Source organism: Streptomyces inusitatus, assembly GCF_014651115.1.
GTDB classification, from domain to species: Bacteria; Actinomycetota; Actinomycetes; order Streptomycetales; family Streptomycetaceae; genus Streptomyces; species Streptomyces amakusaensis.
In genome coordinates this window covers 43349-61822 of sequence record NZ_BMWG01000003.1, presented here as the reverse complement: position 1 = coordinate 61822, position 18474 = coordinate 43349, and the positions used below count along the sequence as shown (strand labels likewise).

Sequence of the window (18474 nt, the reverse complement as noted above, 5' to 3'; positions counted from 1 at the left end):
CGCCGGACCGAGCTGCGCGGATGGCCTATCATGCACCGCTGACCTCAGCCGGATGATCTCCACATCAGGGGACGAACGATGATTAGCCCCGCAGAACTCGCCCTTCTCGCCTTCGCCGGGTATCGCGGCACCCAGCTCATCGTCCATGACTCACTCCTGGACGGGGCCCGGGACCGCATCATCGCCTGGCAAGGGGGCCGCGCCCGTACTGCTGTGGTGACGCTGATGTCGTGCGTCTACTGCGTCGGCTGGTGGGTGTCCGGGGCGTTCCTGGCCGTGTGGCTGCTGGGCACCGGCCAGTGGCACGGCGTCCCGCTCGTGCTCCACGGCGTCGAGTGGTTCGCCACAGCCGGGGCGGCCGTCCTCCTCAGCCGCTGGGACGACTCGCGGCACGGTGGCTGATGACCGCCCAGGACCTCAGCGCCTCAGCATCCCGCTACACCTCCCGGAAGATCCGGGGTCGCGGCGTGGGGGACCAGTCGTGGCAGCTCCGCGCCTACGACATGTACCACGCCGTCCCCGAGGTGCGGTTCGCGGCCTCGTGGATCGGGAACGCGATGGCCGGCGCCCGGCTCTACGCCGGTCGGCGAGCCGACGACGGCACGATCGAACCCGCCCCCGACAACCACCGCGCGGCTGAGATCGTCGCCCAGATCGCCGGAGGCCCCGACGGCCAGTCGAAGCTCCTCGGCGCATTCGGGAAGCACCTGACGATCCCCGGAGAGGGCTGGATCGTCGTCCGCCCCAACAGCGAAGTCCTGTCCCCGTACGCGCCGGAGGACGGGCACGACTGGCGCGTCCTGTCCGTGCAGGAGGTGCGGCAGCAGTCCGGGAAGCTGGTCGCGGAGATCGACGGCGAGGACATTCCGGTCCCCGAGGGCGACCCGGACGCCATGGACCCCGACGGGCCGGTGGCGATCCGTGTGTGGGAGCCCGACCCGGAGCGGTCGATCGAAGCCGACTCGCCGGTGCGCTCGTCGCTGGAGCTGCTGGAGGAACTCCTCCTGCTGAACGCGGCCGTGAAGGCCATCGCCAGGTCCCGCATCACGGGCCGTGGCGTGCTCCTCGTCCCCAAGGGCACCCGGTTCCCCGTAACCGGAACCCAGAACGGAGGCGAGGACGATCTGATCGAGGTGTTCATGGCGATCGCCGAGACGGCGATCCGTGACCCTGAGAGCGCCGCAGCCACGGTGCCGATCATCCTCGAAGTCCCGGCCGACACGATCGGCGACTTCAAACTGATCCGCTTCGAGTCCGACTTCGACGAACTCGCCCTGAAGCTCCGCGAAGAGGCCATCCGCAGGTTCGCGACCGGCCTGGAGATCCCCGCCGAAATCCTCCTCGGCCTCGGCGACGTGAACCACTGGGGACTGTGGGGGCTCACGGCGGAGGCGATCCGTCTCGGCATCGAGCCCAAGCTCGGCACCGTGTCGTACGCGCTGACGCAGCAGTGGCTGCGCCCGATCCTCGAAGCCGAAGGCGACCCGGACTGGCACCGCTGGCTCGTCTGGTACGACACCGCCCCGCTGCGGGTGCGCACCAACCGCAGCGAGACCGCCCTCCAGGTCTACGACCGGCACGCCATCTCGGCGGCGGCCCTGCGCCGGGAAACCGGGTTTGACGAATCGGATGCCCCTGACCCCCACGAAACCGAGGAGCCCCAGGACATGACCCCCGACACCCCAGCCCCGGATCTCCCCGTCGACGAGTCCGAGACGGAACCCGCCACGCTCCCCGCCTCGGCCGCAGTTCGAGACGGGCTCCTCGCCGCCGCCGACGGCATGATCTGGAGCGCCCTCACCGTGGCCGGCCAGACGCTCCGCCGCACCCCGGCCTGCCCCCGCTCCGAGCGCGCCAGTTTCCGCGACGTCGAGGCGGCCAGCGTTCATACCCTCCTGCCCGTAGCTGCGGAGGGAGTGGACCAGTGGCGGCTCCTCGACGGTGCCTGGTCCCGCACGCCGGAGATTGCCAACCGGTACGGCCTTGACCCGGCCTGCCTGACAGCAGCGCTCGACTCCTACACCCGCAGCCTGATCGTCGCGGGCATCCCCCACGACTACGGCCTGATGCCCACCATCCTCAGCTCCTGCCTCGGTGAGGCGGCATGAGCCGGCCCGGCACCCGCTATCCCGTCGACGTCGTGCTCCACCCGGGAGCCGTCCGCACCGACTGGTGCCCGTCCTGCAAGGCGCAGACCCGCTGCACAGCCGGCCTGCTGCTCCTCACCCCGGACGGCGTGACGGCCGCCGGAACGTGGACGTGGTGCGAGATCTGCAACGACCCCGACAGCCCACTCCCGGCAAGGAGAATCCCCCGTGTCCTCGCGCCCGCTGACCGAGCTGCCTGAATCCGGCCTGCTGTGGCTGATCAACCGCAGCGTCTTCCACCCCCGCGGCCTCGCCCTCGCCCTGGACCTCGACGAGCACGGACACGTCCACGGCTGGCAGCTCCTGCAAGCTGCGCCGGGCGAGCCCTTCGAGTTCACCGACGACGTCGACCGCGCCGGGTTCCAGCGGGCTGAGGCCACGCTGCTCGCGGTCCGCGAGGAGGCGACCGCCCGTGGCTGACGTCCTGCGAAAGGAGGTGCGCCGTGCCGGATCGTGACAGCCAGATCACCCAGGCCGAGGAAACCGTCGCCGCAGCGGTCGCGGAGGCCCTCACTGCCACGGCGGACGAGTTCGCCGACGCGGTCAGGGACGCGACCGAGCTGGTGGCGGCGAGGTTCTCCGTCGGGCGGATCGGCCGCATGTGGGGTGCCCGGATCTCTGGCCTCGTCCGCCGCTTCCTCGGCGTCGCGGAGACCGCGGCCGAGGTCACCGCCGAAGACCTCGACACCGAACTCCCGGAGGGCTGGGACAACCTCCCCGGCCGCTACGACGACGGCCGGCCTCTCCCGGACGGGATCGGCCGATACGTGGAGACCACGGAGCACTTGCTGCGCGCGGTCGGGGACCGTCTCGCGGAGGCCGCGCGCCGGGAACTCGCGGCCGGTGTCGACGCCGGTGAGGATGTCGACCAGCTCCGCGCGCGGCTGCGGGACGCGTTCAGCCGGGAGGGAGCGCAGCTTGGCCCCGGCCGCGAGGAGCGGATCGGGATGACGGAATCCACCCGGGCATGGAACACAGCGACTCTGGCCGCCGCGCAGGCCCTGTCCGGTCCCGACCGGCCGCTGGTGAAGCAGTGGGTGACCCGGCACGACGACCGGGTCCGGAGCGCCCATGACCAGGTCGACGGGCAGCTTCAGCTCCTGGCCGACCCGTTCGTTGTCGGCGGCGTGCCGATGCAGGCCCCCGGCGATCCGACCGCGCCGCCAGAGCTAGTCATCAACTGCCGCTGCCGCCTTACAGTTGCACCTGAAAACCGAGCATCTGCCTACGAACCGAAGGATCCTGTCCGGGGACACGTCTTCGAATCAGAGGAGAGCAGTGTGGAGACAGCCGACACCGTGACCGCCGCCGGCGACGGTCACACGGGCGCGATGATCGCGCTCGTCCCCTGCCCGGAGGACATCGAGCGCCTGGCCCTCGCCGCCCCCGGTGCGACCCCCGCCGACGAGCTGCACCTCACGCTCTTCTACCTCGGCGAGGCAGCCGACTGGAGCGCAGAGCAGCGCTCCGGCCTGATCGACTGCCTCCTCGATCAGGGCGAAGGTCACGGTCTCGGGGATGATCCGATCTACGGCCGGGCGTTCGGCGCGAACCAGTGGAACGCCGACCGCGACGAGCCGTGCTGGGTGTGGTCCGTAGGCGATGACCCCGACCGGCCGCCGGACGCCCCCACCCTCAGCAGCGCCCACTGGACGGCTGTCCATGCCCTGGAGGACATGCACGATCAGCCGGCTCTTCCTGCCCAGCACACGCCGTGGCAGCCGCACGTCTGCGCCGCCTACTCCCGCGACGAGACCCTCCTCACGGCTCTCAACGACCGCCTGGGACCGATCCGGTTCGACCGGCTGAGAGTCGGGTTCGCGGGCGACTACACCGACATCCCGCTCGGCCTCCCTCCAGTAGAGGACGACCATCCGGTCCGGGCCCCCGAGATGACGGCACGCGCCTGGTCCACCCCCGGCGACGCCGCCCTCGCGTTCGAGAACACGGAGACCGGCGACGGCAGGGTCTTCGCCCCGGGCGCGCTCTACTGGGACAGCGGGCCGTGGCCGCTTCAGTACGCCGACGAGATGCTGAGCGGCCACCAGGGCGCTGAACTCGCCGGGGCGATTCAGACCGTCGGCCGGGACGGCGACCGCATCCCCGGCACCGGCGTCCTCTACACCAACAGGCCGGCCGGGGCGGACGCGCTGATGCTGCTGGAGGAGGGCGCGCCGCTCGGCGTCAGCGTGGACCTGGACGACGTCTCGGTGGAGTTCGTCAACAGAGCCGACCCCGACGACGGCGAACTCGACGACGTCCAGGCCGTCGCCTCGCTCTCCTCCGCGTCGCTCATGCGCCTGAACGACGGCGCGTGGGCGCTCACCGCTACGACGGCCGGGGACTGGACCGCGTCCGGCGTGGCGCTCTCCCGCGCGGCGACGACCGTCCAGCTCATTACCGGCCCGGACGGCAGCCTCCCGGCCGCTGCTGTGCACGCCGCGTTCGCCGGGACCGGCGCGCTCACTGCCGCCGCCGGCGACCCCGACGACACGAGCCGGGGCACCGTCGTTCACCGCGAGAACTCCGGCGACCTGCTGCTGAGGGTCACCCGGGCTCGCCTGCGCGGTGCCACCCTCGTGGCGATGCCCGCCTACGACAAGGCCCGCATCGTCCTCGACGATCCCGGTGAAGAGCAGACCGCTTCCGCCGCCGGGCCGAGCGACGCCCACATGCACGTCGTCCGCTACGTCCAGTCCGCCCCGGTCGCGGTCGGTGCCCGCGAGATCGCCCGTGCGCTCGGCATGCGCATGGAGACCGTGCGCGGGCACCTCACCCGCGCCGCCCGCGCCGGCCGGATCATCCGCCTCGCCCCCGGCCTCTACGTCGGAGCCGGGTCGACGCTCCCCGAGGGCGTCCTCGCCGCTGCGATGTCCGGCGACCTCGACCTCCCCGTCCACGACGACCCTGACACTCCGTGGGACGGCGACGCGGCGAAGAGCAAGGTCCTCGCCTGGGCCACCGGCGACGATGACGTGGTGGACGCGGCCAAGCTCGGTGCGGCCTTCCTCTACAGGGATCCGGAGGCCGACCCGGCGACCCTCGCCGCGTACAAGCTCGGGTTCGCCGACGTCTTCGACGGCGAGCTGCACATCGTCGCCCACGCGGTGTACGCGATCGCGGGCGTCCTCGACGGTGCGATGGGCGGCGTCGACCTGCCGCCGGAGGACCGCGAGGAGATCCACGACCGAGTGGAAGAGCTGTACGAACGGCTCGCGGAGGCGTACGACGACCCCTCGATCCGGCCCCCGTGGGACGACGAGGATGCGGACGATGAGATGACGGCGTCGGCCTGGACCGCGATGCGCGACCTGCCGCCGATGCCCGCGGCATGGTTCCGCGAGCCCACCGCGGCCGAGCTGCCGCCCGGGTCCGGAGGCGTGCATTACGCGGCAGGCCGGATCTACGGATGGGTGGCGCGCAAGGGCGAACCGCACGCCGGAATGCCGGGCAAGGTCACCCTCGAATCTTTGGGCCGGATCGACCTCTCTCACTTCCTGCGGACCCGGTTCGAGCTGGATGACGGCCGCACCGTCAGGACAGGCGCGTTCACCATGAATGTGGGCCATCACCGCGACGGCGCGGAATGTGAAACGAGTGCCTGCCAGTTCGACGACACCCGCACGGTTGCCGGAATCGTCACCGTCGGGATCAACTCGGGCGGCATGTGGTTCTCCGGTGCTGCCGCCCCCTGGCTCTCCGAGTGGGACCGCAGGGTATTCCAGGACTGCCAGCCGAGCTACCACATGAGGAAGAGAGGCGGCCGGTACGAGCTGCGCGCGGTGCTCTCCGTCCCGGTGCCGGCGCACTCCTCTCCACTGCTCGCCAGCACGGTGACCGAGCGCTCCAACCTCGCGCTCGCGGCGTCAGCCGCCGTGGCCCTGGACACCCCGGACACATTGTCCGCTCCGGTACCGCGCTTTGGTGCTGACCTGCCCGGACATCGTCCGGACAGCCCGGACACCGGTGTCCGGACACTGTCCGGCATGGGCGAGGTGATGAGCGATCAGTCCCTCGATACCCTCCTGGCCGCGCTGAGCCGCCGCCAGGACCAGCACGAGGCCGAGGCGCGCGCCGAGCTGGAGCGCCTGACTGCATGGTCGATCGGCCCGGCCCGGCTTGCCCTCGCGGCCAGCGGTACCCCGACGAGAGGTGGTGTGTGATGCCCTGCTCCTGCGGCAAGAAGCGGAACCGGTTCGAGGTGGTCGCCGAAGGGACCGGGAAGGTGCTGTTCACCTCCTCATCGGAGGGCACAGCGAATGCGGTGTCGAAGCGGTACCCCGGAAGCACGGTCCGCGAATCGGGAACAAAAGAGATCAATCACTCCAAGTCGTGACGCTTGACACGAGCCGGATATACGGCATCTTGTCGGGCTATGCTGAACGCGGGGAATCACTCCTTGGAGCGCGACCCTGCGAGCCGCTGGTTGTGGGCCGGGCACTCAATCCATCACTGGAGAGTGCCCGGCCATGGCCGCATTCGAGATCCCAGAAGACATCAAGGCCCTCAGCGACGACAGCCTCAACGACGCGCTCGCCGGCGCAGTCAGCGCGTTCGACGCGACCTCCCAGTCCACCACGGTCACCCCCGGGGACCTGGAGTCCCTGCGGGCCCTGGCGACTTGCGTCGATGACATCCGTACCGAGCAGGCCGCCCGCCACCAGGCTGCGGAGGCCGCCGCCGCTGAGATCGACGCCCTCGCCGCCCAGATCCGAGGCGCAGACCCCGAGCCTGACCCCGCGCCGGAAGAGACCACGGCGGCGGCCGACGAAGAGCCTCCCACCGTTCCCGCGCAGGCTCCCGCTCCGGAGCCGATGCCCGCTGCGGCGACTGCTGCGGCGGTGGTGCAGCGCCCGGCCCTGGACCTGTCCGGCATCCGCCGCCGGCAGCCCAGCGTCCTGCCGCCGCCGCCCGCGCCGACCACGGAGATCACCGCCGCCGTCGATGTCCCGGGTTTCACCCCCGGCCAGCGGATCGACTTCGGCGCGGTCACCTCCGGCATCATCGCCCGCGCCAACGCCCTCAAGACGGCCGGCGGCGGCGTCGGCCAGGTGATCAGCTACCGGCATCCGTACCCGCCGGAGCTGATCGTCACCGACTCCTCCTCCGCACCGGAGGGCACCACGGTCGCGATGCGCGCGGCCGACCAGCGACGCCTTCCGCAGAAGGACCTCGTGGCCTCCGGCGGCTGGTGCGCCCCGTCCGAGACTGTGTACGACCTGATCGACACCGCGTGCCCGGACATGCTGTGGGACGCCCCGGAAATCCAGCTCGCGCGCGGCGGGCTGCGGTACTTCAAGCCGCTGAGCCTCGATGTCGCCGCCATGACCTGGGTGCACACCGAGGCCGACGACATCGCGGGCTCAACCAAGCCCTGCTTCAAGATCCCGTGCCCGGAGCCCACTGAGGTCCGCTGTGAGGCGGTCGGCGTCTGCCTCGAAGCAGGCATCCTGACGCAAAGGCATTTCCCGGAGCTGGTCGACTGGTACACCCGCAACGCGATCACCGCACACGAGATCCGGCTCCGCCAGGAGCTGTTCGCCGCTGCGGTCGCCACTGCCACCCCGGTCACCATCGCCGCCACCTGGGGTGCCATGGCGGCCGTGTACGGAGCCGTCGCGCTCCAGACCGCCGACCTGATCGAGCGCCACAGCCTCTGTGAGGGAACCGCGATTGAGGTCGTCTTCCCTTGGTGGACGAGGAATCTGTTCTTCACGGACCTCGCGCGCCGCAACGGCATCAAGCCCGACGAGGTCACTGCGGCCATGGTCCAGGAGCCGTACACCGCCATCAACACCCGGATCCAGTGGGCCCGCGCCCTCCCGCCCGCAGTCCCGGCAGAGATCGGTGGCCCCACCCCGGCTGTCGACTGGCCCACCTCGGTGCAGTTCCTCATGTACCCGGCCGGCCAGCTCCAGATCGGCCGCGGCGAAGAGGTCAACCTCGGCGTCGTCCACGACTCCACCAAGTTTGTGACCAACGACTACACCGCGCTCTTCAGCGAGGAGTGCGTGGCCCTGGTGGACCGGTCGATCGACACCCGCGTCGTCACCGTCCCCGTCTGCCCGTCCGGTGAGACCGGCGCGCAGACCCTGCTGACCTGCCCCGCTGCCTGACCGCCCCCTGACCGCGCGGCGCGGCCGGTGACCCACCCCTGGCCCCGCCGCGCCCCAACCCCCATGCCCAGGAGGCGTCATGCCCTCAGCCGGTCTGCGCCGGTACGTCGAGGCCGTGCCGGGCGAGCCGTTGCCGCACGGCATCCTGTCCGGCTGCACGACGATCATCGACGCCACGGATCCGCACGAGCTGCTGGGCACCGAGTGGCGTCCCCTGTCCTGCGCGGAGGCGCATGACACCACATGGTGCCCCGATGACGACGAGTCCCCCGGTGTCGTCCCGCCGAAGGACTTCTTCCGGCCCGGGTTCTGTACCGCCGCGCCCGTCACCATCTACGCGGGGGCCGAGTGCTCCACCATGGGCCTGTCCTTCGCCGAGGCGCGCGCCCACGCCGCCGAGACTCTGCGGATGGGGGAGCAGCGCGCCCTGGAGGAGTGGCTCCTGCGCGAAGTCCTGTGCACGATCGCCGAGGACCAGACCCCGGCCGCCGGCGCGATCTCGGTCGTCCAGGGCATTGGCGCTCTGGAGGGCTGGCTGGGCACCGAGTACGGCGGCACCGGCGTCCTCCACGTCCCCGCCGGTGCCGCCGCGCTCCTCGGCTGCTGCAACGCCGTCCGCCTGATCGACGGCACCCCCCGCACCTTGCTCGGGAACTGCGTGATCCTCGGAGCCGGCTACGCGGTCAACCTCGGCCCGCCGGATTGCACCCCCGCCGACCCGGGGGAGGCGTGGCTGTACGCCACCAGCCCGATCCGGATCCGCCGTGAGCAAGTGGTGCCGGTGCCCGACGAGGACCGGCAGAGCGTCAACATCCGGACGAATGACCGGCGCGTCCTCGCGGAGCGGACGTTCGTCGTGGAGATCGCCTGCTGCCGGGCCGCCGCCGTGCGGGTGAAGCTGTGCACCGACTGAGGAGACCCATGGTGACCGACATCATCCGCGTCCAGCCCGCCCCCGAGCAGCGGCAGGCATTCGCCCGCTGGGCCGTGAGGCAGACACCGAAGATCCGTACCGTCGACCCGACGACCTTCGCCGTACCGGCGCACCTCTTCGCCATCGCCCCGGAGGCCATCCTCACCGGTGCCCAAGTCGACGGCCACCCCTACATCACCCCGACCCTCGAAGACTTCGAGGACTTCCCGGAGCTCGCGGAAGCTCTGAAAGCCGTGCCGGGCGAACCACTGCCCGACGTCCCCGCCAGTGCCTATCCGCCCGACTCGGTCCCGCTCGACCCGCCCCCCGATGACGGTCTGGACTGCTGCGGCCGGACCTTCAAAAGCCCACGGGCCGTGGCCGCGCACCGCCGCCATGTCCACCCCGAAGAGAGCTGACCGATGCCCGTCCAGCCCCTGCCCTGCGGCCCCGACCCCAGCGCCGGCGATCCGGGATTCGATGTCGAAGGCTCCTTGCTCTGCGACATCGACGCGAACGGCGACCTGATCGCGGTCGCCCTGGTCGAGGCGGTCTACGACGCCGAGACCGGGGTGCGCACCGGCACCCGCCTGGTCAACCCGGCCACCGGCGCCCTCTACGTCGTGCAGGGCACCCTCCAGCCGTGCCCGGCGGACTGCAAGGCATCGGAGTGGCTGGTCCTCTGCGACGTGGTCGAGGACGTCGGCCCGGCACAGGCGATCTGGGACACCACACAGAACACGGATCAGGGCTGGCTGCTCACCGCCTCCGCCGACCCGGCTCCGGCCAACGGAGTACCCCCCTCGCCGCCGATCGTCGAGGCAGACGGGTCCGGGACGTTCTCGTTCAACATCCAGCCCGGCCACGTCGGGAACTTCGCCGGCGTCTACACCTGGACAAAGACGTTCAACGCCCCGACGGCCGGCCCCTACGACCTTGCGTTCAACGCCACCGCCGTAGATGACGTCTGGTCCGGGGTCCGCGTCAACGGCTCCCCGCTGACACCGTCCAACGGCACACAGCGCGTCACGCTGGCGGCTGGCGCGAACACCATCGAGATGGACCTGCGGAACACCGTCACCGGCCACGCACAGCTCGGCGTGAACACCACCTTCGCGGCCGTCACCGACACCTGCGCCCCGTTCCTGCGCCGCATCGTGTCCACCTGCTCCGGGACCGTCGAGTCAACCGCCGACTTCACCATGGACGCGACGACGCCGCACGTCCTCACCGGCACCCCCCAGTCCTGCGACACCTGCGGCTCCTCCGGATCCTCGGCGAGCACGCCGGCCGGCCCGGACGTCGAGGTCGACAAGGTCTGCGACCAGGGCGTCACCCTGGACCGCGTCCGCGTCTTCGACAGCGCGGGCAACGCCACGACGGAGGTGTTCTACGGCACCGGCGGCGCCCCCGTGGCGACGCCGACCGGCTACACCCCCGGGCCGTGCCTCCCGGTGCCCTGCGGGGACACCGAGCACCTGGTGCTGTGCGACACCGCGGTCCTGCCCGGCTCGACGCCGGCCACGTTCAACCTCACCGAGAACCAGACCGTCATCCCCACGACGTCGTTCTTCAGCGCGTTCAAGGCCAACGGCGGGTGGGCGCAGAGCCCGACCACGGCGGCCCAGGAGCAGGCGTTCTGGGACTCGGCGGCGGCCCTGACGTTCCCGGCGGGGTCCGGGGCGGCCAGCCCCAACACGCCGGTGTTCCGCTCCAGCATCGGTGCCGACCTCGACTTCACCACGGACTGCGGCTACGCGACCGGTGACGTCACGTTCACGGTGGACCTGCGGAACACCTCGCTGGACAACCCGGGCAGCGCCGGCCCGGACTACGACATCGCCGAGATCGCACTCCTCAACAAGGCGACCGGCGCGAAGCTCGCGGGGACGTACTTCCAGGCGAGCGAGTTCCCCGTGGGCGGCCCGGCCGTCCTCAAGTCGTTGACGGCGAGCAACGTCCCCGCCTCCGCGTTCCCGAACCTCGTCCTCGTCGTGTGGGTCGTCACCTGGTCCAACTACGCCTTGCAGGGGCTGCACTCCAACTCCTTCGAAGCGAACTTCCACGGCGCGACCGTCAACCTCGACGGCACGTGCTCCCGGACCGAGTTCTTGCGCACCCTCACCCGCGACTGCACGGGCACCGTGACGGCCACCACAGACACCGAGCTCGACGGCGTCACGCCCTACGTCGTCACCGGCGACGTCAGCCAGTGCACCGAGCCGTCAGGCAGCGACACCCGCACCCTCGTTGACCCGGGTACCGACGCCGAGACCATCACCTTGTGCGACGACAACGGGCCGTTCCTACGGACGTTCCTCACGGACGTGAACGGCGTCCTGACCGTGGTCCGGGACAGCGACCTCGCCGGCCTGCCGTACAGTCCGGTCGGCACCGTCGGCCTGTGCAAGTGCGGTGACACCGAGTGCGAGCTGCTGTGTGACGTGGTGGAGGGCTCGGCGAACCCGCCGACGCCGCCCATCGCCGGCCAGCCCACGACGACCGACCGGGCCCCGACGCACAACGTCCCCGGCATCCCGCAGGTGCCGGGAGGCGGTGCCGCTTTCTGGTCCGGCGGCACGACGCACTTCCCCGTGGGCAGCCCCCAGCCGCCCGGCACCCAGACCGCGCAGGCGATCGAGGGCCTGATCACCGCGCCGGTGCCGCCGTGCGTCGACCCGGCCGGGACCGTCCAGGTCGACATCTCGTTCCGCCTCCACCAGCTCGGCCCCAATGCCGGGTTCGGCGGCACCGGCGGGATGACGCTCTACAACGGGGCGGCCTCGGTCGCGTTCGCCGGGCCGCCGAGCAACACGCCGCCGGGCTACCTGGCGACGCTGACCCTGACGGCCACCGTCCCCGTCGCCGACCTGGTCGCCGGGAACATCAGCGCCTACCTCGGCCTGGAGTCCGCGCAGACCGACACGGCGCCCGGGGCGCAGCAGACCGTCAAGGCGTGGGACGCGGACCAGTTCACGATTACCCTGGAGTTCCAGGACGTCATCCCGTGCGCCGCGTCCGTGACGCCGTTCCGCCGCTGCACCACGTACGACTGCAACGGCAACCCGACCGGCACGACGGACACCGACCTCGGCGGTGCCCCGTACCTCGTCCAGGGCGAGGCCCGGGACTGCGGACGCACCGACGCGGAGGAGACGATCCTCTGCGACGACAACGGCCCGTTCCTGCGGCACACCCGCTACACCGAGCAGGGCGCCGTCGCCGAGGTCTACGACACCGACCTGACCGGAGCGGTCTACACCACGGTCGGCACCGTCGGCGTCTGCCCGACACCGGACGTGGACCGGGCGGTCGTCGTCCTGTGCGACACCGCCGCCGGCGGGGCCATGACGCCGTTCCTGCGGCACGTCCTGACCGACGAGACCGGGGCCGTCCTCTCGACCGCTGACACCGCCCTCGACGGGACGACGCCGTACGCCCCGACGGGGACGGTCGGCGTCTGCCAGCCCAAGGACCCGGCCGTCGTCGGCGAGTTCATCCTCTGCGACAACGCCGGGCCGTTCGTCCGGAAGCTGATCCAGACCGCGGCGGGCGCGGTCACGGCCGTCGTGAACCTCACCCTCGCCGGCGCCCCCTATGTGCCGGTCGGCACGGTGAAGCGCTGCGACGACTGCCCGACCGTCCTCGGGGAGGTCTGCTACTCCCCGCCGCTCCCCGGCGCGCGCCTGTCGGACAACTGGGCCGGCTCGACCAGCACCACCCCGCCCGGCTCCCGGGTGTGGACGAACCCGAACTTCGCCGGCGTGGGGATCACGGTCACCGAGACCGTCACCCCCGACACCGGGGCGGCGCTCACGGCCAACGGCGTCCGCAACACGGCGACCTCGCCGGCCACGCAGCACACGTCCATCAACCTCGGGGCGCTGCGCTCGAACGTGGTCGTCCGCCTGGAGTTCTTCGGGGCGGCCTCCGGGGAGCGGCTGCGGAACATCTCCCCGGCGTTCGACACCCTCACCGGGAACGGCACGGCGGTCCTCGGGAACACCGGAGTCGACGGCGGGCCGGCCGCTGACGGGATCATCGACCTGACGTTCATCGGCCCCGTCCAGACGATCGCCTGGGACTACGCCCCCACCGGCGCGGGCCTGAGCGTCCAGTCGAACATCACCTTCACGGAGATCCTGCCCGGCGGCGACTCCGCGCGGGCGGCCCGGGTCCACAACTGCGACGGCACGTACAGCCTCACCGACCTGCGCACCGGCACGGTCCTCAACGAGGCCACGATCAGCGTCTTCGACTGCCCGTGCTGCCCGACCACCACGGCGGAGCTGGTGTGTGCGGACGGCGCCCCGGCGATCCGCCGGGAGACGGTGGACGCGGACGGGACCGTGACCGCCGAGGTGTTCACCACCGCGGGCGGGAACGTCATCACCCCCGCCGCGTGGACGCCCGGCCCGTGCGCCGCCGTGGCGGTGACGGCGCAGCACAAGGACGTCACCGCGGGCACCTCCTGGACGCCGGCCGACGCGGGCGGCACGGTCACCGCGCTGACGTACACCGTGCTGGCCGGGACGGCGACGGTCACGGACCAGAACGGCACGGCGGTGAGCGCCCTGCCGACGGGCCTGACGGTGTCCTGGGAGAACAACGAGGAGGGGACGTTGTCGCCGCCCCAGTCGGTCACGGCTGACGTCGGGAGCCGGGTTCTGGTGCACTGGACGGTGGCAGTCTGATGGCCACCTCCGGAGGGTTCTCCAACCCGTGCCCCGACCAGCCGATGACCCATGCCGCCGTGGTGGCGCTCCGGGACGCCGGCCTCCTCCGGGAGGAGTGCACGTACGTCGTCTCCGACTGGACGCAGGGCACGACCCTGCCCGGCCCGAACCTCGTCGAGCTCCACGCGGTCGCCGGGAACCGGCTCAGCATGGAGGCGAAGGTCACCACCCCGAGCGACCAGGTCGCGTGGGTGGGCCAGTACGACATCGACCAGGGCGCCGTCGGCACGATGCAGGAGCTGCGGGACAACCTGGGCAACGTCGTGAGGGACGCCGGCGACGGGGTGAGCGTCGGCGCCTTCCCCTGGGGAGCAGCGAACTTCACCAACAACCGGATCACGGACTCCGCCCTCACCGGCTGGCCGGCGATGACCGGCACCGTGAACAACAACCTGATCGACCGCGCGGCCGTCGATCTGTCGGGCGCCTGGACGGAGTTCTCCGGGAACGTCATCCAGGCGGCGGCTGCGGCGTCCGCCGGGCCGACGGTGACCCTTGCGGGCGGCTCCGGGGCGCGGTCCTTCACCGGGAACACGGTGCGGGACGGGGCCGGGTACCGGGACAACGCTGGTGGCACGGGCACCCGCACGATCACGGACAACGAGATCGTTGACGGGTTCTTCATCGACATCCAGGCGACGACCTCGGGCGCGATCGTCTTCGACGGGAACCGGTTCCACGGTGCCGCGGTCGGCACCAGCCTGGCCAACTCCGGGCCGGGCGCCCGGACGATCATCCGCTCGATCATCCAGTCCGCCAACAACTCCGGCTTCTCCGGCCTCGGGTTCTCCAGCGGGGCGGCGGTGACGTTCACGGGGGCGATCTTCCAAGGTGGCCGTGTCCAGCAGGGCGGCCCGGCGACCCTCGCGACCCTGTCGATCACCAACTCGATCATCGGGTGCGTCATCAACCAGCCGAGTACGGCGACCGGCGGCAGCGTGGGCATCAGCGGATCGCACCTCTACGCCACCAACACGGCGATCACGCAGAACGGGCCGGGCGGGATCTCGATCTCGAACTCCCTGGTCGGCGCGAACATCGCCAACAGCATCGGCACCGCCCGGACTCTGGCGATCGTCGCCAGCACCATCGGCGTCGGCCAGATCAGCCAGAACCGCTCGGCCAGCGCGGGCACGGGCACGGACACGATCCAGAACACCCGCACCGAGGGCGGAGCCGTCGCGCTGGTCCTGGCCGGCACGGTGGACCCCGGCATGAACCAGCTGATCATGGACCGGTGCAACCTCTCCTCCGGTCACACGGTCAGCCTGACCGACCCGGCCGGGGCGACGATCCTCCAGCGGACCGAGATCAACTCCGGGGCGACGGTCACCGGCACCGGCACCGGCGCCGTCATCAACTGCCGGTTCTCCGCCGGCTGCACCGTCGCCCTCGGGTCGTTCTCCCACACGAGCCTCGTGATCGAGGGCGCGTTCAACAAGGGCCTGACCGCCTCCAACACGAACCGCCTGTGCAACAAGGGCTTCGACGACACGATCTAGGGGTGGGACGGCGTGGCACTGCACGATACCGACGCACTGATCATCGAGACGGACACGGCGGCCGAGTCCCTGCCGGCCCCGGCCACCGTCCCGGGCCGGACGCACGACCTGACGAACACCGGCACCGTCACAGCCGTGTGGTCCGGAGGCGTCGGCTTCACCGAGGGCGGGGCCAACGTCGCCTCGATCAGCGTCGGCCGGGGCCAGTCGAAGCGCGTCCAGTCCGACGGCGCCCGCTGGATCGTCCTCCCGCTCGGCACGGCGCGCCGGGTGTTCGCCGGGAAGGGCGTCACGGACGCGAGCGGGAACGTCACCTTCACGTTCACGCCAGCGTTCCCCACGGTGCCGGTGATCACCCAGGCCGTGGAGACCGCGATCACGGACGTCACGGAGTGCCGCCTCACCGCCGTGGCCGTCGGCTCGGCGACGTTCAACGTCCGCCGGTCCCCGTCCGCGACGGTCCTCGGGATCAGCCTGCTCCAGGTGCCTATCCCGGCGGCCGGGGTGACGGTGCACTGCCTGGCCACCGAGGCCGGGCAGGGCGTTTGATGCCCTACAGCGACACCGAGGGGAAGGACGCGGCCCTCGCCTGGTACGGGCAGATCCGGCCGCACACGGTCATCGACATCGGCGCGGGCTGCGGGACCTACGCTCAGGCGGTGCGCGCCCGCAGCGAGTGGAAGGGCCGGTGGACCGCCGTCGAGGCGTGGGAGCCCTACGTCGAACGGTTCGGGCTCCACGCCCTCTACGACGATGTGGTGGTGGCCGACGCCCGGGAGATGGTCGATCCGTTCTTCCGGGTGGACCTGGTCGTCGCCGGTGACGTCCTGGAGCACATGCCGCGCGCCGACGCGGTCGGGCTCCTGGACGAGGTCCGGGTGCAGGCTGCGCACCTGATCGTGTCGGTGCCCGTCCTGCACCTCGACCAGGGCGCGGTGTACGGCAACCCCTTCGAGGAGCACGTCGCCCACTGGAGCGCCGAGCAGATGCGGGCCGAGCTTGGCCGGTCCGGGACGCTCTGCGCGGAGCTGGTCGGGGACGTCCTCGCCTGCTTCTGGTGGAGCCGGTGAGCCTGCGCGTCCTGCTCTTCCTGCCGGTCTACGGCCGCCCGGACCTGCCGACCGGGGCCGCGATCACCTCGGCCGAGTACGTGGCCGGCCTGGTCGCGGCCGGGCACCAGGCCGAGGTCGTCACCACCCGGCTGGCGGCCGGGACACCGCGGCTGGTGGACGGGGTGAAGGTGTGGCCGGTGACGCACTGGCAGCGGGCCCTCCAGGCGGTGAGACCGCAGCTGGTCGTCTCGCACCATGCCGACCGCCGGGCCGTGCGGCTGGTCGCGGCCACCGGGGGCGTGCCGCACCTGCTGATGGTCCACGGGATGGCGCGGGACCTGGACCTCGGCGGGCCGGCCATGGCCTGGTTCCCGTCGCAGGCGTGCCGCGCCCACTACCCGTACGGCGGGCCGTCGCTGGTCCTGCCGCCGCCGGTCGCCCCGGCCCGGTACCGGACGACCCCCGGTGACCTGATCACGTTGAACGGGTCGACGGGCCCGAAGGGTGCCGACGTCCTCGCCGCGGTCGCCGAGGCCCTGCCCGGGGAGCGGTTCCTCATGGTCCGCACGCCCGGCCGTGACCCGCTCCTCCTGCCCGCGAACGTGAAGCTCGTCGACCGGACCGACCCACGGGACGTCTACGCCCGGACCCGGCTCCTGCTGATGCCGTCCGCGGTGGAGTCGTACGGGCGAGTCGGGGTCGAGGCGATGGTGTCCGGCATCCCGGTGATCGCTGCGCCGCTGCCGGGCATCTGGGAGGCCCTGGGCGACGCCGCGGTGTACGTCGACCGGGACGACGCCGCGGGCTGGGTGCGGGCCGTCGAGGAGGTCAGCGAGCCGCAGGCGTACACAGCCGCCTCCCGGCGGGCCCTGGACCGGACGGCCGGCCTTGACCCCGCGATGAGCCTCGCCGCCTTCGAGAATGCATGCCGGTCCCTGGCGTCCCGGCCGGCCCCGGTGCGCCCGGCCGCGCCCGCAGCGGCGCCGCCAGCCGTCGCGGTGCCGCGCGCACCGGACGTCGTCGCCTGGATCCACTACGGGGTGCCGTACCGTCAGGCCGGCTCGGAGACGATGCTCCACACGATGATGCGGTCCCTGCACGAGGCGGGGCGCAGCGTCCTCCTGGTGTGCTCCGACATGCCGAAGGCGGCGCCCTCCTGGCACGTCGGTGGCGTCCCGTACGTCAGCCTCCCGGCGGACGCCGCCGAGGCGCAGCTCCGGGCCATGCGCCCGCGGGTCATCGTGTCCCACCACCACTACGGGTACCGCGCCGTCACCCTCGCCCGGGAGATCAGCGCCCGGTCGGTGCTGATCCTCCACAACGACCACGAGCAGCCGGCCCTGGACGCCCGGCCGGACCTGTGCGTCTACAACACGCACTGGATCATCCCGGAGCTGGCCGAGCGGTACCCGTGGCTCGGGGACGTCCCCGGGGTGGTGGTCCACCCGCCGGTGATCCCGGGGGAGCATCGGGCCGCCTGGACCGGGCAGAGCGTCACCCTGGTGAACCTCAACCGGGACAAGGGCGTCGAGACCTGGCGGGCCACGGCGCGGCTCCTTCCCCGGCTGCCGTTCCTCGGCGTCACCGGGGCGCACGGCCGACAGCTCCCGCACCCGAGGCACGGGAACATGCGGGTGATCCCGCAGACGACGGACATGCGCGGAGCCGTGTGGGCCCGGACCCGGGTCCTCCTGGTCCCGTCCGTCTACGAGTCGTACGGCATGGCCGCGGTCGAAGCGCTGGCGAGTGGGCTCCCGGTCATCGCGCACCCGACGCCGGGGCTCCGTGAGTCCCTGGGTGACGCGGGGACGTTCGTCGACCGGGAGGACGTCTCGGCCTGGGCCTATGCTGTCCGCCGTCTCTACTCCGGGTCGCAGCGCGCGGAGGCGTCGGCGCGGGCGCGGGACCGCAGCGCGTACTTGGATGCCCAGACCGGCCGGGAGATGGCCCTGTGGGTGGATGTGGTCACCGGCCTGATGTCGGGCCAGCGCCCCGGCTTGCGCTGACC

At 71.7% G+C, this 18474-nt stretch carries 13 protein-coding genes; all 13 read left to right on the top strand.

Features of this window, described 5'->3' with window-relative positions; all coding sequences use genetic code 11:
- The first annotated feature begins 78 nt into the window (after positions 1–78).
- Positions 79–402 carry a hypothetical protein gene (locus IE247_RS07670; protein ID WP_190122186.1) on the top strand — a complete coding sequence of 108 codons (324 nt, stop codon included), beginning with the start codon at positions 79–81 and terminating at the stop codon, positions 400–402.
- Positions 402–2108 carry a hypothetical protein gene (locus IE247_RS07665; RefSeq protein ID WP_190122185.1) on the top strand — a complete coding sequence of 569 codons (1707 nt, stop codon included), beginning with the start codon at positions 402–404 and terminating at the stop codon, positions 2106–2108. The genes IE247_RS07670 and IE247_RS07665 overlap by 1 nt, the downstream gene beginning before the upstream one ends.
- Positions 2105–2347 (top strand): hypothetical protein, encoded by a 243-nt coding sequence (locus IE247_RS07660; protein ID WP_190122184.1) that lies wholly within the window; start codon positions 2105–2107, stop codon positions 2345–2347. The genes IE247_RS07665 and IE247_RS07660 overlap by 4 nt, the downstream gene beginning before the upstream one ends.
- The gene (locus IE247_RS07655) at positions 2316–2567 is read left to right on the top strand and encodes a hypothetical protein (RefSeq protein WP_190122183.1); all 252 of its coding nucleotides are present in this window, start codon (positions 2316–2318) and stop codon (positions 2565–2567) included. The genes IE247_RS07660 and IE247_RS07655 overlap by 32 nt, the downstream gene beginning before the upstream one ends.
- A 23-nt stretch (positions 2568–2590) precedes the next feature.
- Positions 2591–6310, top strand: coding sequence for a phage minor head protein (locus tag IE247_RS07650; RefSeq protein ID WP_190122182.1), 3720 nt, complete (start codon positions 2591–2593; stop codon positions 6308–6310).
- A gap of 306 nt (positions 6311–6616) precedes the next feature.
- Entirely contained in the window at positions 6617–8263 is a 1647-nt protein-coding gene (locus IE247_RS07645) for a major capsid protein (protein WP_190122181.1), read from the top strand.
- 79 nt (positions 8264–8342) lie between these two features.
- Positions 8343–9176, top strand: coding sequence for a cupin (locus IE247_RS07640; RefSeq protein WP_190122180.1), 834 nt, complete (start codon positions 8343–8345; stop codon positions 9174–9176).
- Between the two features lie 11 nt (positions 9177–9187).
- Positions 9188–9595 (top strand): hypothetical protein, encoded by a 408-nt coding sequence (locus IE247_RS07635; RefSeq protein ID WP_190122179.1) that lies wholly within the window; start codon positions 9188–9190, stop codon positions 9593–9595.
- A gap of 3 nt (positions 9596–9598) precedes the next feature.
- Positions 9599–13870, top strand: coding sequence for a hypothetical protein (locus IE247_RS07630; protein ID WP_190122178.1), 4272 nt, complete (start codon positions 9599–9601; stop codon positions 13868–13870).
- The gene (locus tag IE247_RS07625; protein WP_190122177.1) at positions 13870–15414 is read left to right on the top strand and encodes a hypothetical protein; all 1545 of its coding nucleotides are present in this window, start codon (positions 13870–13872) and stop codon (positions 15412–15414) included. Before IE247_RS07630 ends, IE247_RS07625 begins: the two co-directional genes overlap by 1 nt.
- Before the next feature lie 12 nt (positions 15415–15426).
- Entirely contained in the window at positions 15427–15963 is a 537-nt protein-coding gene (locus IE247_RS07620; RefSeq protein ID WP_190122176.1) for a hypothetical protein, read from the top strand.
- A complete protein-coding gene (locus IE247_RS07615; protein ID WP_190122175.1) occupies positions 15963–16484 on the top strand; it encodes a class I SAM-dependent methyltransferase in 522 nt (173 codons plus the stop codon). Before IE247_RS07620 ends, IE247_RS07615 begins: the two co-directional genes overlap by 1 nt.
- Complete coding sequence (locus IE247_RS07610) at positions 16472–18472, top strand: glycosyltransferase (RefSeq protein ID WP_190122174.1); 2001 nt, start codon at positions 16472–16474, stop codon at positions 18470–18472. Before IE247_RS07615 ends, IE247_RS07610 begins: the two co-directional genes overlap by 13 nt.
- Positions 18473–18474 lie beyond the last annotated feature (2 nt).

Excerpts from the sequence above, each read along its gene's own strand:
- IE247_RS07645 (WP_190122181.1), top strand. The coding sequence starts at position 6,617 with ATGGCCGCATTCGAGATCCCAGAAGACATCAAGGCCCTCAGCGACGAC.
- IE247_RS07615 (WP_190122175.1), top strand. The coding sequence starts at position 15,963 with ATGCCCTACAGCGACACCGAGGGGAAGGACGCGGCCCTCGCCTGGTAC.
- IE247_RS07625 (WP_190122177.1), top strand. The coding sequence starts at position 13,870 with ATGGCCACCTCCGGAGGGTTCTCCAACCCGTGCCCCGACCAGCCGATG.
- IE247_RS07670 (WP_190122186.1), top strand. The coding sequence starts at position 79 with ATGATTAGCCCCGCAGAACTCGCCCTTCTCGCCTTCGCCGGGTATCGC.
- IE247_RS07640 (WP_190122180.1), top strand. The coding sequence starts at position 8,343 with ATGCCCTCAGCCGGTCTGCGCCGGTACGTCGAGGCCGTGCCGGGCGAG.
- IE247_RS07630 (WP_190122178.1), top strand. The coding sequence starts at position 9,599 with ATGCCCGTCCAGCCCCTGCCCTGCGGCCCCGACCCCAGCGCCGGCGAT.
- IE247_RS07660 (WP_190122184.1), top strand. The coding sequence starts at position 2,105 with ATGAGCCGGCCCGGCACCCGCTATCCCGTCGACGTCGTGCTCCACCCG.
- IE247_RS07665 (WP_190122185.1), top strand. The coding sequence starts at position 402 with ATGACCGCCCAGGACCTCAGCGCCTCAGCATCCCGCTACACCTCCCGG.